At 71.6% G+C, this 13,614-nt stretch carries 17 protein-coding genes and 1 riboswitch; of the genes, 9 read left to right on the forward strand and 8 right to left on the reverse strand.

The genetic code is table 11. The features are described 5' to 3' along the window. Positions 1 to 3 precede the first annotated feature (3 nt). From ACWV17_RS11495 to ACWV17_RS11510, 4 genes are all read right to left on the reverse strand, one after another. Entirely contained in the window at positions 4 to 393 is a 390-nt protein-coding gene (locus tag ACWV17_RS11495) for a VOC family protein (RefSeq protein WP_455359564.1), read from the reverse strand. A gap of 77 nt (positions 394 to 470) precedes the next feature. Continuing rightward, positions 471 to 947: a C40 family peptidase gene (locus tag ACWV17_RS11500; protein WP_455351753.1), complete on the reverse strand. Its 477-nt coding sequence runs from the start codon at positions 945 to 947 to the stop codon at positions 471 to 473. Positions 948 to 950: 3 nt separating this feature from the next. Continuing rightward, a riboswitch (cyclic di-AMP (ydaO/yuaA leader) is annotated at positions 951 to 1,122 on the reverse strand. Between the two features lie 326 nt (positions 1,123 to 1,448). Continuing rightward, on the reverse strand, positions 1,449 to 1,754 hold the full coding sequence (locus ACWV17_RS11505; protein WP_455351752.1) for a hypothetical protein: 306 nt from the start codon (positions 1,752 to 1,754) through the stop codon (positions 1,449 to 1,451). 7 nt (positions 1,755 to 1,761) lie between these two features. Next, entirely contained in the window at positions 1,762 to 2,397 is a 636-nt protein-coding gene (locus ACWV17_RS11510) for an ATP-dependent Clp protease proteolytic subunit (protein ID WP_455359565.1), read from the reverse strand. 70 nt (positions 2,398 to 2,467) lie between these two features. On the opposite strand from ACWV17_RS11510, the gene ACWV17_RS11515 reads away from it, so the two are divergent. The 7 genes from ACWV17_RS11515 to ACWV17_RS11545 all read left to right on the forward strand — a co-directional run bounded on the left by ACWV17_RS11515 (position 2,468) and on the right by ACWV17_RS11545 (position 7,513). Next, positions 2,468 to 2,770, forward strand: coding sequence for a type II toxin-antitoxin system Phd/YefM family antitoxin (locus ACWV17_RS11515; protein WP_455359566.1), 303 nt, complete (start codon positions 2,468 to 2,470; stop codon positions 2,768 to 2,770). A gap of 116 nt (positions 2,771 to 2,886) precedes the next feature. After that, positions 2,887 to 3,189: an urease subunit gamma gene (locus ACWV17_RS11520; protein ID WP_455359567.1), complete on the forward strand. Its 303-nt coding sequence runs from the start codon at positions 2,887 to 2,889 to the stop codon at positions 3,187 to 3,189. Between the two features lie 14 nt (positions 3,190 to 3,203). Further along, the gene (locus tag ACWV17_RS11525) at positions 3,204 to 3,515 is read left to right on the forward strand and encodes an urease subunit beta (RefSeq protein ID WP_455351748.1); all 312 of its coding nucleotides are present in this window, start codon (positions 3,204 to 3,206) and stop codon (positions 3,513 to 3,515) included. Then, positions 3,508 to 5,235, forward strand: a complete 1,728-nt coding sequence (locus tag ACWV17_RS11530) for an urease subunit alpha (protein ID WP_455359568.1) — start codon at positions 3,508 to 3,510, stop codon at positions 5,233 to 5,235. The genes ACWV17_RS11525 and ACWV17_RS11530 overlap by 8 nt, the downstream gene beginning before the upstream one ends. A gap of 15 nt (positions 5,236 to 5,250) precedes the next feature. Beyond that, a complete protein-coding gene (locus tag ACWV17_RS11535; protein ID WP_455359569.1) occupies positions 5,251 to 5,949 on the forward strand; it encodes an urease accessory protein UreF in 699 nt (232 codons plus the stop codon). Between the two features lie 32 nt (positions 5,950 to 5,981). Then, positions 5,982 to 6,674: an urease accessory protein UreG gene (gene ureG / locus ACWV17_RS11540; protein ID WP_455359570.1), complete on the forward strand. Its 693-nt coding sequence runs from the start codon at positions 5,982 to 5,984 to the stop codon at positions 6,672 to 6,674. Further along, positions 6,671 to 7,513, forward strand: coding sequence for an urease accessory protein UreD (locus ACWV17_RS11545; protein ID WP_455359571.1), 843 nt, complete (start codon positions 6,671 to 6,673; stop codon positions 7,511 to 7,513). The genes ureG and ACWV17_RS11545 overlap by 4 nt, the downstream gene beginning before the upstream one ends. A gap of 60 nt (positions 7,514 to 7,573) precedes the next feature. Here the strand turns inward: ACWV17_RS11545 and ACWV17_RS11550 are convergent, their stop codons facing one another. The 3 genes from ACWV17_RS11550 to ACWV17_RS11560 form a co-directional block, all read right to left on the reverse strand. Beyond that, positions 7,574 to 8,056 (reverse strand): YbaK/EbsC family protein, encoded by a 483-nt coding sequence (locus tag ACWV17_RS11550; protein WP_455359572.1) that lies wholly within the window; start codon positions 8,054 to 8,056, stop codon positions 7,574 to 7,576. A 44-nt stretch (positions 8,057 to 8,100) separates the two neighbouring features. Continuing rightward, complete coding sequence (locus ACWV17_RS11555; protein WP_455359573.1) at positions 8,101 to 9,177, reverse strand: NAD-dependent epimerase/dehydratase family protein; 1,077 nt, start codon at positions 9,175 to 9,177, stop codon at positions 8,101 to 8,103. A 65-nt stretch (positions 9,178 to 9,242) separates the two neighbouring features. Then, positions 9,243 to 9,947 (reverse strand): lysophospholipid acyltransferase family protein, encoded by a 705-nt coding sequence (locus ACWV17_RS11560; RefSeq protein WP_455359574.1) that lies wholly within the window; start codon positions 9,945 to 9,947, stop codon positions 9,243 to 9,245. Positions 9,948 to 10,119: 172 nt separating this feature from the next. Here ACWV17_RS11560 and ACWV17_RS11565 point away from each other — a divergent pair, with 172 nt between their 5' ends. Next, on the forward strand, positions 10,120 to 10,644 hold the full coding sequence (locus tag ACWV17_RS11565) for a hypothetical protein (protein WP_455359575.1): 525 nt from the start codon (positions 10,120 to 10,122) through the stop codon (positions 10,642 to 10,644). Positions 10,645 to 10,684: 40 nt separating this feature from the next. On the opposite strand, the gene ACWV17_RS11570 is transcribed toward ACWV17_RS11565, so the two are convergent. Continuing rightward, positions 10,685 to 12,760 carry an FUSC family protein gene (locus ACWV17_RS11570; RefSeq protein WP_455359576.1) on the reverse strand — a complete coding sequence of 692 codons (2,076 nt, stop codon included), beginning with the start codon at positions 12,758 to 12,760 and terminating at the stop codon, positions 10,685 to 10,687. Positions 12,761 to 13,143: 383 nt separating this feature from the next. Here ACWV17_RS11570 and ACWV17_RS11575 point away from each other — a divergent pair, with 383 nt between their 5' ends. Then, positions 13,144 to 13,599: an ATP-binding protein gene (locus ACWV17_RS11575; protein ID WP_455351738.1), complete on the forward strand. Its 456-nt coding sequence runs from the start codon at positions 13,144 to 13,146 to the stop codon at positions 13,597 to 13,599. Positions 13,600 to 13,614 lie beyond the last annotated feature (15 nt).

A 13,614-nucleotide genomic window follows, 5' to 3' on the forward strand; every position in this document is an offset into this window, starting at 1 on the left:
AGATCAGGCCGGCCCGCGCTCCGCCGCGCCGCGTTCCACACAGAACTCGTTGCCCTCGGGGTCCGCCATCACGACCCAGCCGAGCCCGTCCTCGGTACGCCGGTCACTCACGACCGACGCACCGAGTCCGGCAAGCCGCTCCACCTCTTGGTCCCGCGTGCCGGAAGGCGGCTGGATGTCGAGGTGGACGCGGTTCTTGACGGTCTTGCCCTCCGGTACCCGGATGAAGAGCAGCCCGGGGATCCCGTCCCGGCCCGCGACGATCAGCACTTCGTCGTCACCCGGCTTGTCGCCGTCGATCGCGTATCCGGTCAGCGCGGACCAGAACTCGGCCAGCGTGTACGGATCGTGCGCGTCGAACGTGATGTGCCGTACCGGATTGAGAAATGACACGGGTCTCCCTCGGACATGTGTGCGGTCAGTACCGCCGGACGGACAACGTACCGCCCTCCGTGGGGAGTCCGCAGCCGTCAGCGCACCCGGCCGTACCAGACGCTCTTCGACCAGATCTTCTCCAGCCGCACGACCGCACCGGTCTTGGGGGAGTGCCAGATCTTGCCCTTACCGGCGTAGATCCCGACGTGGTAGACGTTCCTGCCGGAGTGGAAGAAGACCAGGTCGCCCTGCTTGCGCTGGGACGCCGAGATGTGGCGGGTCTTGTTGTACTGCTGTGCCGCGGTGCGGGGCAGTGCCTTCCCGGCCTTCTTGTACGAGTAGAGCGTCAGCCCCGAGCAGTCGAAGCGCTTCGGTCCCACCGCTCCGTACTTGTACGGCGCCCCCTTCTTGGAGGCTGCCACGTTCAGGGCCTTCGTCGCGTACGACGCGGCGGCCTGGGCTTCCGGCACGGCGCCCGGCGCCAGCATGGTGCCGCCGACGGCGGCGAGGGTGAGCGCCGATGCGGCGCCGGCCCGGGACAGCAGAGACGGGACAGTGTTCTGCGCAGACATGCGCAACCCTTCGTCAGCCGCCTGTGAAGGATGACCTGTCGGGTTCGGGCTGGCGAAGTTGCCCGGCCGTCGAAGACGGCTTCACCCCAAGGAATGACCATGTTCCGGCCACCCCGTAGTACTTGGGTCCTCCACTCCTGCCGATCCACTCTTGTCGACCAGGCATCCGGGACGGCGGCAGGACTCGGCGTCCGCCCGGACCGCCCCGCCGCGGTGGCGGGGGCTTGTCGTCCCAGGGATCTTGACTCATAACCGCCCGAAAATCCGAGCGGAAACGGACGTATGTGGGGTTCCTCACCGCTGACCCGTTCGGGTGGACGGAGGTACTTCCGGCCTCCCGCCGCGGAGTGCGAGGAGGCCTGGACCAGCGGCGGAACGATCCATTCCGCTCTGCGTACAGGCGCGTTGTGCAAGTCGGATGGTCCGTCTGGCTCCTCGTCGATAAGCCGAAAGGAGTATCGATTCCCGTACTCCGTGCGTGTGGTTCGGCGTGTCGTTCTCTCAAGTCTCCGACAGCGGCGGCATGGTGACGCGCGCGGTGCGGCGCTCCCCGTCGAGGACGCGCAGCGCGCGGGTCAGCGTCTGCTCGTACACCTCGCTCTCGCCCCGCCGGTGCATGACCGTCAGGGCGTCGCGCAGGGCCGCCGCCCTGCTCACGAGGGCCTGCGCCGCTCGCAGGCAGCTGTACGTGTCGCCGCCCCGGGCCGGATTGATCCGGCCCAGCAGGTCGACGACTTCCAGGTAGCGGTCCACCAACTCGCCCTCGGCGCGCGTCAGGGCGGGCAGCGGCGGGAGTTCCGGCAGCATCCGGGTCTCACCTCGAGCCGAGGACCGTCGGGGTGCCCTTGCGGCTGTGCACGATCCGGTCCACGAGTCCGTACTCCCGGGCGCCTTCGGCGTCGAAGACCGTGTCGCGCTCGATGTCCGCCGAGATCCGTTCCGCGCTCTGCCCGGTGTGCCGTACGAGCATCCGGGTGAGCATCTCGCGCTCCCGCAGCAGCTCCCGCGCCTGGATCTCGAGGTCCGAGGGCTGCCCCCGCACCGGCTCCGGCATGGCGGGCTGGTCGATCAGCACCCGGGCGCCCGGCAGGGCCAGTCGCTTGCCCGGTGTGCCGGCTGCCAGGAGTGCGGCGGCGGAGGAGGCGGCCTGGCCCAGACAGATCGTCTCCACGTCGCAGGCGACGAACTGCATCGTGTCGTAGATGGCGGACATCGCCGCCCAGGAGCCGCCGGGAGAGTTGATGTAGAGCGAGATGTCCTGGTCGGGCCCGGCGTGCTCCAGATACATGAACTGCGCGACGACATCGGTGGCCGCGGTCTCGTCGATCGGGGTTCCCATGAAGACGATGCGCTCGCCCAGCAGCTTGGAGTACGGGTCGAGGGTGCGGGTCCCGGTGGTGGTGCGCTCGGTGAACTCGGGCAGGACGTGGCGGGCGATGGACCGGCTCATGGCGTTCCTCTCGTACTGCGGCGCGCTCTGTCAAAAATGTACAGGATGTACATGACGTTATGATGGGAGCATGGCCTACGAGATTCCGGTGACGCAAGCCCGCGCAGAGCTCGCCGAACTGATCAACCGCGTCGTCTACGGGGGCGAGCGAGTCGTGGTGACACGTCACGGGAAGCCCCTGGTGGCGCTGGTCTCCGCCGCTGACCTGCAACGACTCGAATCCGCCGCGGAGCCGGCGGAGGAGCAGGTGATCAGCTCGGTCTCCTCGGTCCGCTCGCTGACGTCCGCTCCGGGCGAACGGCACCGCTTCGGCATCGCGGCGGAGCATCGTGACCCGGGCGCGGGTGACCGCCCGGCGGGACACGAGAGCTGACGGGCGCATGGGTGACCGAAACATCAGTTAACGCGTTGGAAAAACTGGCGTCCTAACCTGCAACGCCTGGCTGCGAGCTGTCGACACTCGCCGGAACCGACAGTGAGGTGGGACCCGTGCAACTGACGCCGCACGAGCAGGAGAGGCTGCTCATCCATGTGGCCGCCGACGTGGCCGAGAGGCGCAGGGCGCGCGGGCTCCGGCTGAACCATCCCGAGGCGATCGCGCTCATCAGCTCGCACATCATGGAGGGCGCCCGCGACGGACGTACCGTCGCGGAACTCATGTCGTCGGGGCGCAAGGTCCTCACGCGTGACGATGTCATGGACGGTATCCCCGAGATGATCCACGACGTCCAGGTCGAGGCGACCTTCCCGGACGGAACCAAGCTGGTCACCGTCCACGATCCGATCGTCTGAGGGGGAGTGCGCCGATGATCCCGGGCGAAGTCCTCTACGCCGACGGGCCCGTGACCCTCAACGAGGGCCGGCCCGTCACTCGTCTCACCGTGCTGAACGCCGCCGACCGGCCCGTCCAGGTCGGCTCGCACTACCACTTCGCCGAGGTGAACCCCGGTCTGCGGTTCGAGCGCACAGCGGCGCACGGCCTGCGGCTGAACATCGCCGCCGGCACCGCGACCCGCTTCGAGCCGGGCATCCCGGTCACCGTGGAGCTCGTTCCCCTGGCGGGCCTGCGTACGGTGCACGGCCTGCGCGGCGAGACGGGAGGGGCGCTCGATGCGTGAGCTGCACCTGGACCGTGCCGTGTACGCCGATCTGTACGGCCCCACCACCGGTGACCGAATCCGGCTCGCGGACACCGACCTGCTCATCGAGATCGAGCAGGACCGGGCCGGCGGTCCCGGACGGGCCGGCGACGAGGCGGTCTTCGGCGGGGGCAAGGTCATCCGCGAGTCGATGGGACAGGCTCGGACGACCCGCGCCGAGGGCGCGCCCGACACCGTCATCACCGGCGTCGTCGTCCTCGACCACTGGGGCGTCGTCAAGGCCGACGTGGGCATCCGCGACGGCCGGATCACCGGCCTCGGGAAGGCCGGAAACCCCGACACCATGGACGGCGTACACCCGGACCTGGTGATCGGTCCCGAGACCGAGATCATCGCGGGCAACGGGAAGATCCTCACCGCGGGCGCCATCGACGCCCATGTCCACTTCATCTCGCCGACCCTGCTCGATGAAGCCCTCGCCTCCGGAATCACCACGCTCGTCGGCGGCGGCACCGGACCCGCCGAAGGCACCAAGGCCACCACCATCACCCCCGGACCCTGGCATCTCGCGCGGATGTTCGCGGCGCTGGAGGCCCACCCCGTGAACATCGGACTGCTCGGCAAGGGCAACACCATGTCCCGCGACGCCATGCACTCCCAACTGCGCGGCGGAGCACTGGGGTTCAAGATCCACGAGGACTGGGGGGCGACCCCGGCCGTCATCGACGCCTGCCTGAGCGTCTGCGAGGAGACCGGCGCCCAGCTGGCCATCCACACCGACACCCTCAACGAGGCCGGGTTCGTCGCCGACACCCTCGCCGCCGTCGCCGGCCGGACCATCCACGCGTACCACACCGAGGGCGCCGGAGGCGGGCACGCGCCGGACATCATCACCGTCGTCTCGGAGCCCCATGTGCTGCCGAGCTCGACCAATCCGACCCGCCCGCACACCGTCAACACCATCGAGGAACACCTCGACATGCTGATGGTCTGCCACCACCTCAACCCGGCCGTCCCCGAGGACCTCGCGTTCGCCGAGTCCCGGATCAGGCCCAGCACCATCGCCGCCGAGGACATCCTGCACGACCTCGGTGCCGTCTCGATCATCTCCTCCGACTCCCAGGCCATGGGCCGGATCGGTGAGGTCGTCCTGCGCACCTGGCAGACGGCGCACGTCATGAAGAAACGACGTGGCGCCCTGCCGGGCGACGGCCGCGCCGACAACCACCGGGCCCGTCGCTATGTCGCCAAATACACGATCAACCCGGCCGTCGCGCAGGGCCTGGACCACGAGATCGGCTCCGTCGAGACCGGGAAGCTCGCCGACCTGGTCCTCTGGGACCCGGCCTTCTTCGGTGTCAGACCGCAGCTCGTCATCAAGGGCGGGCAGATCGCCTACGCGCAGATGGGCGACGCCAACGCCTCCATCCCGACCCCGCAGCCGGTACTGCCCCGCCCGATGTTCGGCGCCAACGGCCGTGCACCGGCGGCCAACTCCTTCAACTTCGTCGCCCAGGCGGCTCTCGACGACGGGCTGCCGGAACGCCTGGGGCTCGGCAAGCGGTTCGTGGCGATCAAGAACACCCGCGGTGTCACCAAGGCCGATATGCGCAACAACGACGCCCGCCCGCGGGTGGAGGTCGACTCCGACACCTTCACGGTGACGATCGACGGCGAAGCGGTCGAGCCGGCGCCCGCTGTCGAACTCCCCATGGCCCAGCGTTACTTCCTCTTCTGATCACGGGGTGCGGTGATGAACGGCGCAGGCGCGTCCACGACCGGCCGGGCCACCCTGCTGGTGCTGGCCGACGGCCGGTTCCCGGCGGGCGGCCACGCCCACTCCGGTGGCGCCGAAGCCGCCGTGCAGGCCGGCCGGATCCGCGACGCCGCAACCCTGGAGGACTTCTGCCGCGGCCGGCTCCACACCACCGGTCTCGTCTCCGCCGCGCTGGCCGCCGCGGCGGCCCTCGGCCTCGACCCGCTCGTCCTGGACGCGGCCGCCGACGCCCGTACCCCCTCACCCGCACTGCGTACCGCCGGCCGCCGCCTCGGCCGGCAGATGATGCGCGCCGCGCGGACCGTCTGGTCCGCGCCCGCGCTCGACGACCTCGCCGCGGCGCTGCCGCGGGGCGCCCATCAGCCCGTCGTACTGGGCCTGGCCGCCCGCGCCGCCGGGCTCGGCCCCGAGGACGCCGCGCACATCGTCACGTACGAAACGGTCAGCGGCCCGGCCACCGCGACCGTACGCCTGCTCAGCCTCGACCCGTTCGACGCCACCGGGGTACTCGCCCGGCTCGCACCCGAACTCGACACCGTCGCCGCACGCGCCGTTGCGGCCGCGCGGCGGGCACACGTCGAAGGTACGGACGCCCTGCCCGCCGCCTCCGCACCCCTGCTGGAGATCGGCGCCGAACACCACGCGGCCCGGCCCGTCCGCCTCTTCGCCTCCTGACTCGCCCGTACGGAACACCCCCGGAGCCCGCCATGCATCTCGACCACGCCGTCAGCTATCCCGAGCGGCACACCCACAGCGCCGAGCCCCTCCGCCCGGGCGGCCGCCGGCGCGCCCTGCGCATCGGCCTCGGCGGTCCGGTCGGTTCCGGCAAGACCGCCACCGTCGCCGCCCTGTGCCGACTGCTGCGCGAGGAGGTCTCCATCGCCGTCGTCACCAACGACATCTACACCCGCGAGGACGCCGAGTTCCTGCTGCGCAGCGCCGTCCTGCCGCCCGAACGCATCAGCGCCGTCGAGACCGGAGCCTGCCCCCACACCGCCATCCGGGACGACATCTCCGCCAACCTCGAAGCGGTCGAGGAGCTGGAGGAGACGGTCGGGCCGCTCGACCTGATCCTGGTCGAGTCCGGCGGCGACAACCTCACCGCCACCTTCTCCAGGGGCCTGGTCGACGCCCAGATCTTCGTCATCGACGTCGCCGGCGGCGACGACATCCCGCGCAAGGGCGGTCCGGGCGTGACCACCTCGGATCTCCTGGTCGTCAACAAGACCGACCTCGCTCCGTACGTCGGATCCGACCTCGGCCGGATGGCCCGGGACGCCGCCGCCCAGCGCGGTGAACTCCCCGTCGCCTTCACATCGCTGGTCGCCGAGGACGGGGTCGAGCCGGTCGGCTCCTGGGTCCGCGGGCAGCTCGCGGCCTGGACCCGCGCCCACGCATGAGCACCGCGATCACGACCGCGATTACGATAACGACCGCGAACACGACCGCGGCGCCGGCGGCCATCGCGAAGGCCCTGGCCCCGGCGACCGGACTCACCGCCTGCGCCCGGATCACCGCGCGCGCCGACGGCCGCGGCTCCACCGCCCTGCTCGTCCTCGACAGTGACGGCCCGCTCGCGCTGCGCCGGGTCCGCTCCGCCGGCCCGGGAGCCAAGGTCACCGTCGTCGGTGCGATGAGCGCGCCCCTGGGCGGCGACCGGCTGGCCATCGAGGCCGTCGCGGAACCCGGCGCACGACTTCACCTCGCCTCGGCGGCGGCGACCATCGCCCTGCCCGGCCGCGGTGGCGACCCGGCCACGTACGACGTCCGCCTCACCGTGGGCGACGACGCTGAACTCCGCTGGCTGCCCGAGCCGCTGATCTCCGTGCACGGCAGCGATCTGCGCATGACGACGCGTGCCGAACTCGCCCCCACCGCACGGCTGGTCCTGCGCGAGGAGCAGGTGCTCGGACGTACCGGTGAGCTGCCCGGCCGCCTCACCGGCCGCCTCACCGTGCACCGCGCCGGCCGTCCGCTGCTCGACCAGGAAGTGTCCTACGGTCCCGGCGCACCGGGCGGCTGGGACGGCCCGGCCGTACTGGGCGGCGGACGGGCCGCGGGCCAACTCCTGGTCGTCGACCCGGCCTTCACCAGACAGACGCCCGAGCCGAGGGTGCTGGGGGAGCGGGCCGTCCTGATGCCGCTCGCGGGTCCCGCCATTCTCGTGACCGCCGTCGCGGCGGATGCCGGTGAACTGCGTCAACTCCTGGACTCCGTGGCGATTTTCAGCCGTAGATAAAGAACACGCGTACGATCTGTTGTCGGGAGCCCTTCCTCTTTGCTTGGACGGGCGCCGACGTTACGAAATGGCGGCCGTCCGGGGTACCGCGATCGCGGTGTAGTCGGCCGTCCGCAGCGCCAGCGAGCGGTCCAGGCGCGCCGCGTTGAAGAAGATCTCCTCGTGCTCCAGAAGTGCCGGATCCACCACCAGTTCGAGCTCGGGATCGAAGGAGAACGGCAGAATGGTTCCGCTCACGCTCCCGGCCAGCCGCTCCGCCACCTCCGGGGTCGCGAATCCCGCATACGTACCGCCGAGCAGCGCCTTCACCGCGCCCAGGTCCAGCCGCCGGTCACCGGGCACCACGGCCAGCGCGTAACGCTTCGTCTTCTTACCGGTCTTGACCATGACGACGATGCATTTGGCCGCTTGCGCCAGGGTGTTGCCGCGCAGCGCGCTGACCGCCTCGGTGGCCCCCTGCGGCTCGTGCTCGATGATCCGGTACGCCGCCCCCCGCTCGTCCAGCAGGCCGATCAGCTTGGTGTACGTCTCGTACTCGGTCACCCGGTGTCTCCCAGAAGGCTGCATCGAAGGTCGTATCCGCCAGCTTACGGCCGGGCTGCTGGGCCCGGGTTTCGCCCGGCGAGCCACGCGTCCTCCTCCGCGTATCCGAAGAGGTCCCCGTGCGGGTCGTAAGCCCTCGCCATCTTCGGGAACGCCTCACGCCAGTCCCGGCCACGCAGCTGCGCGCTGAGCCATTCGATGGTGGCCGGCAGTGATGCGGCGTATCCGGTGACCGGCTTGTACCCCAACTCCCGTTCCGCCGCAGACATGTCGTAGACGACCGGATGCTCCAGAGTCCAGGGCGAGGACCCGACCGTGCCGACCGGTGGCGCGCCGGGCACCAGCACGGTCTCGCACTCCCAGCCCATCACCTCGTCGATCGCCGCACCGATCTCCGCCACCGTCGGCGCCTCGGGATCGCCGGAGTTGAGTACCCGGGACCCCGGCTTCCTCGCGGCCAGCCGGATCAACTCCGCGACGTTGGAGGTGTGGACGGGGTGGAAGCGGCTGCTTCCGCCGTACGCCAGCACCCGGGTGCGCCGCCCGTCGAGCACCCGCTTGACGAAGAACAGCTCGCGCGGCGTGCGGCAGTACGGTCCGTGGATCGCTCCCGCGCGCAGCATGGTCACCGGCAGCCGCTCGCCGGCTGCCAGCAACTCCCGCTCCAGCCGCACCTTTCGTGTGCTGTAGGTCGCCTCTCCCGGCGCCACCGTGCGCTGTGTCTCCGGAATCGGCACCGGGTACCTGGGCGAGCCGTCCGGCTCCGACTGGGTGTCGAAGCCGCGGCCGTGATCGTCCTCGTACACCGCGCCGCTGGAGAGGACGACGGCCGAACCGATCCGGTCGGCGAGGCCGGCCAACTGCCTCGCGTGGTCCTGTCCGAACGCGATCATGTCCACCAGCACGTCGACGCCGCCGCCTGCCTCGTCGAGCGCCGCGGCCAGTGCGCCGTTCTCGTCCCGGTCCAGCCGTACGGTGCGTACCTCCGCGGGCCATGACGCGTCCCGCCCGCCGCGCCGCGAGGCCGCCCGTACGTCCCAGCCGTCCGCCGTCAGCGCGCGCACCGCGGCGCGCCCGACCTGTCCTGTGGCGCCCAGTACGAACGCGGTTCCGCTGCTCATACCTCGGGACGTTACGCCGCCGCGCCCGTGCCGCCCGGTGACGTTCGCCCTGCGCTGATTCGCCGTCAGCGCAACAGCCGGGGGAACTTCCTGGCCTGCTGCTCGGCCTTCACCTCGGCGGCGTACCGGTCGACGTACTCCTGCCCGGAGAGTTCCAGGATCGCGTACATGATCTCGTCGGTGACGGCCCGCAGGACGGCCTTCTCGTTGTCCATCCCGGCGTACCGGGAGAAGTCCATCGGCTCCCCGAAGCGGATCGTCACGCGCTTGACGCGCGGCACGACCTGCCCCGGCGGCTGGATCTCGAACGTGCCGACCATGGCGCACGGCACCACCGGGACCTGTGCCCTGAGCGCCATCGCGGCGACGCCGACCTTGCCCTTGTACAGGCGTCCGTCGTGCGACCGCGTGCCCTCCGGGTAGATGCCGAGCAGTTCGCCCTTGCCCAGAACCCCGAGTCCCTCCCGGATCGCGGCCTGGCCGGCCTCCTTGCCGGACCGGTCCACCGGGATCTGTCCGGCGCTGCGGAAGAAGGCGGCGGTGAGCCGGCCCCTGACGCCCGGACCGGTGAAGTACTCGGCCTTGGCGAGGAAGGTGATCCGCCGCTTGATGATCGCCGGCATCAGGAAATGGTCGGAGAAGGAGAGATGGTTGCCGGCCACGATCGCGGCGCCGTCGGCCGGAATGTGCCCAAGTCCCTCGATGCGCGGCCGGAACACCAGCCGCAGCAGCGGCCCCAGCAGGACGTATTTGAGCACGTAGTAGAACACGGTGTCTCCCAACGGGCTGCGTTCTGCCAGGTCACGGATCCTACGAAGGGGGTCAGTTTATGTGCGGGTCTGATCGCCCGGAACCACGCCTGATCGGGAGTCAGGGCCGGCCCGCGCCCGGTACGTCGCGGGGCTCTGGCCAAGAGCCAGGAGTGGGCGTAAGTTGAATTACATGATTACGCAACAGGAGAAGGAGGCGCTGCGCGGCTGGTTCGCCGGGCGGCTGCCGGAGGGATTGTTCCTCGAACTCCTGGACGTGACCGTCGACCGTGAGGAGATCATGGTCGTCGGCCGGATCCCGGAGCCCGAGGTGAGCGCCGAAGCGTCCGCGACGGAGCGGGACGCGGCGCTGGAAGGACGCGCCGCCGAATTCCGCGAGCGGACCCGCGAGGACCGCATGCGGGTGGCGCGTGACGCCGAGCGAAGGTTCGGGCGGAAGGTGTCGTGGGGGGTGGAGTGCGGCGGCCTGCGTGCCATGTACACCACCGTCTCCGCGCCGGTGATGACCCGCCTGCGGCAAGCGGAGCGCCAGGTGCTGGACACGCTGATCGCGGGAGGGGTCGCACGCAGCCGCAGCGAGGCCCTGGCCTGGTGCGTCCGGCTGGTGCAGAAGCATGCGGACGACTGGCTGCAGGACCTGCGCGACTCCCTGGAAAATGTCCACAAGGTCAGGGCCCAGGGCCCAGACGCCGACTGACCCGGCCGTGCCCGGCCCCCCGCGGGCGGTACAGGTCGCCTCAGGAACCGGACGGCGGGACGACACGGCGGAGGTCGACCGCGACGGAGCGCAGCCAGCCGGCCGTGTCGAACACCAGCGGCAGCAGCGCCGGCGGCGTGCCGACGGGACCCTCGGCGGGCCACGGCGCCAGCGGGAGCGGCGCCGTGCAGGAGCCGTCCACGCCGTCCGGTCCGGACCGTTCGAGCTGCCGGCCGAGCAGGAGGCACCGCTCGGCAACGGCCTCGGCCCGGAGGGTGAGCCATGCGCGCGAGCGCGGGCCCAGCTCGCCGGGCGCGGCCGGCTCACGCAGCAGCCGCCCCGATCCGTGCAGGGCGTGGTGTCCGGCGATGAGGGCGGCCTGCCAGTCCACCCCGGCCGCACGCGGGTCGGGCGGCTCGCTCTGGGCCTGCACGAAGGACGACTCCGCCAGGACGAGGGCGTGCAGCAGCGCCCGATGGTCGCCAGGCGCCAGGCCCCGCTGTCCGTCTGCGAGCGCCGAGGTGGTGTCGGTGACCATCGAGGCGACCTCGCGCAGCAGTGCCCCGGTACTCCGGCGCAACTCGTGGTGGGCGCCGCGCGGCCAGGCCACCACTCCGCACGCGAGGCCGATCAGGCTGCCGGTGAGCACGTCCAGGAAGCGGACCTCCGCCAGTTGCCAGGTGGCCGGTGCGAGCTGCGCGAACGCCATCGAGACCACGAGCGTAAACAACCCCTGTGCCCAGCCGACGCCCAGAACGGGGCCGAGGCAGAAGGCCACCAGCATGATCACGGGAAGGACGGCCGCATACGCGTCGGTGTGCCGCCCGGCGAGGACGAGGATGCCGGCCGCGGCGAGCGCGCCCAGCAGCGTACCGGTGAGCGCCCGGCGGACGGTCGACCCGGTGAGTGCCGCGGTGGTACGGGTCAGGGTGAGCGCGGCGAGCATGACCCAGAAGCCGTGCGGCAGGTCGGTCACGCCCGCGACGGCCCGGGCCGCCGCCAGGCCGATGCTGAGCCGGACCGCGTTCTGGAAGTAGACCGAACGCGGGCCGAGGTGGCCGGTGAACCGGCGCCACCACAGCCGCGGCTCGCTCAGCGGCACGTACCAGAACGGCCCGTCGCGCAGCTCGCGGGGCACGGTCCGGTCGCCGAGTGCGACCCGGACCGCCCGCAGCAGGGTCAGGCCCATCTCGGCGGCCTCCGTCTCGGCGGCCTGCCGGAGCATCAGCGGCACCGTCGTGCCACCCGGCCCCGGGCGGTCGAGGGACGCGCGCGTGCGGCGGAACTCCTCGGCCTCCCGCTCCAGTGGCGAGATCTCGGGCGCCGCGCCGCCCCGCAGGGCCGCGGCCGAGCGGTCCGCGCTCACGCCCAGCTGCCGCAGCACGTCCGGTCCGCCCACCTCCGGGGCGCTGCCGCGGGCCGGGCCCGCCGGGAGTTCCTGCAGGCAGAGCAGGAGCTGGCGGGCAGCGGCGCCCGCGTGCGCCAGCGCCCGGTCCCTGATGCCGGGTCCGGCCGGCCGGTCGGCTTCCGGCGCGTGCGACGGGCGCAGAGCCTCGCTCGCCGCATGCGCCTGCGCGCGCAGGTCTGCCGGGAGTGGCGCGGGGGAGCCGGCCAGCTCCCGCGCGCACCGCGCGGCCACCTCGGACGCGCGGGCCAGCAGTTCCCGATAGTCCGGACCCGGCTTGTCCGGCATGACGAACGCCTCGGCGGCGACCAGCAGCAGCAGCCCCAGGGTGACGCCGGCCAGCCGTTCGTCGAGGGTTCCCGGGGCGTACGGCGGAAAGCACGGGAGGATGTAGAGCAGCTGCAGGCCGGGAGCGGCACCCGCCGGCCGAGGCCCGGCCACCGCCCCGTACGCCAGGACGAAGCCGACCACCAGCATCCCGGCGACAGCGGCCCAGGTCCGGACCGCCAGTACGGTCCCCATGATCACCAGGAACCAGGCGGCGGGCAGGAGCCGCAGCACAATCCCGGCTCGTCGGCGTCCGGTACCCGGTATGCGGGAGAGCACCCCCATGGCGACGGACGCGAACAGGGCGTAGACCGCGGCCACGGGGGCGTCCAGCCCGTAAAGGCATACGTAGAAGCCGATGCCCGCGGCTACGGTGACCCGCACGGCCCGCCGCACCACGACCGCTTCCGGCCCCTCTTGGCCCCGCAGCGCGGCCGCGAACCCCCGGAGCCGTGGACGCGACGGCTGCGCCCCGGCTGGGTCGCGCGAGACCGGAGCGGGCGCCGCGGCAGGTGAGGCCGCGTGTCCGTCGCTGCCCGTTTCCGGTCCCATGCGTTCGCCTGCCCATCCGGCACCCGCCGCCTCCAGCGTCGCACCGGCCGCGACCGGTCGCACCTCGTCCCGACGGCCGGCGATATCCCGCCGCGCCCTCGCGCAGGAGGGCGGGAAACCAGGCGCGAAATGACGGGCTTAGGATGCGGGACTCGGGGTATGCGAGCGACCGGAGATCCTCTCCGACCACCCCCCAGGCGCCCCGGCTGGAGATCATGAGCGAGCCCACCACCACCCGACCGGCCTCCCGGCAGGCCGTTGACGTGCGCGTGGAACCCCTGCACCGCGCCGAGGTGTTCGGTGGTGAGCCCGGCTGCATCGCCAGGGCCCGCGCACTCGCCGACCAGTTCCTCGCAGAGCTGGCGGCCGAGTGGTTCGCCGAGTTCGGTGAGCGCAAGCGCGGGGACGTGCTGCTGACGGTGAGCGAACTGGTCACCAACGCCGACCGCTACAGCGCCGGTCCGTACGTGCTGGAGTTCGAGGGCACCGCGAGCCTCATCACCGTCACGGTGTACGACAGCAGTCCGGCCCTGCCGCTGCTGTACGGGCACGACCCGCAGCGGCTGGGCGGCCACGGCATGGAGATCGTGGCGGCCCTGTGCGACCGGCTCAGCGCCGAACGCGTGCCGGTGGGCAAACGCGTCCGGGCCGAGTTCGATCTGAGCAGCTGACCCTCAGCCGGCCAC

Source organism: Streptomyces mabaensis (assembly GCF_053763515.1).

Coding starts and splice junctions, on each gene's coding strand:
- ACWV17_RS11500 (WP_455351753.1), bottom strand. CDS start 947: ATGTCTGCGCAGAACACTGTCCCGTCTCTGCTGTCCCGGGCCGGCGCC.
- ACWV17_RS11505 (WP_455351752.1), bottom strand. CDS start 1,754: ATGCTGCCGGAACTCCCGCCGCTGCCCGCCCTGACGCGCGCCGAGGGC.
- ACWV17_RS11510 (WP_455359565.1), bottom strand. CDS start 2,397: ATGAGCCGGTCCATCGCCCGCCACGTCCTGCCCGAGTTCACCGAGCGC.
- ACWV17_RS11515 (WP_455359566.1), top strand. CDS start 2,468: ATGGCCTACGAGATTCCGGTGACGCAAGCCCGCGCAGAGCTCGCCGAA.
- ACWV17_RS11525 (WP_455351748.1), top strand. CDS start 3,204: ATGATCCCGGGCGAAGTCCTCTACGCCGACGGGCCCGTGACCCTCAAC.
- ACWV17_RS11530 (WP_455359568.1), top strand. CDS start 3,508: ATGCGTGAGCTGCACCTGGACCGTGCCGTGTACGCCGATCTGTACGGC.
- ACWV17_RS11535 (WP_455359569.1), top strand. CDS start 5,251: ATGAACGGCGCAGGCGCGTCCACGACCGGCCGGGCCACCCTGCTGGTG.
- ureG (WP_455359570.1), top strand. CDS start 5,982: ATGCATCTCGACCACGCCGTCAGCTATCCCGAGCGGCACACCCACAGC.
- ACWV17_RS11545 (WP_455359571.1), top strand. CDS start 6,671: ATGAGCACCGCGATCACGACCGCGATTACGATAACGACCGCGAACACG.
- ACWV17_RS11555 (WP_455359573.1), bottom strand. CDS start 9,177: ATGAGCAGCGGAACCGCGTTCGTACTGGGCGCCACAGGACAGGTCGGG.
- ACWV17_RS11565 (WP_455359575.1), top strand. CDS start 10,120: ATGATTACGCAACAGGAGAAGGAGGCGCTGCGCGGCTGGTTCGCCGGG.
- ACWV17_RS11575 (WP_455351738.1), top strand. CDS start 13,144: ATGAGCGAGCCCACCACCACCCGACCGGCCTCCCGGCAGGCCGTTGAC.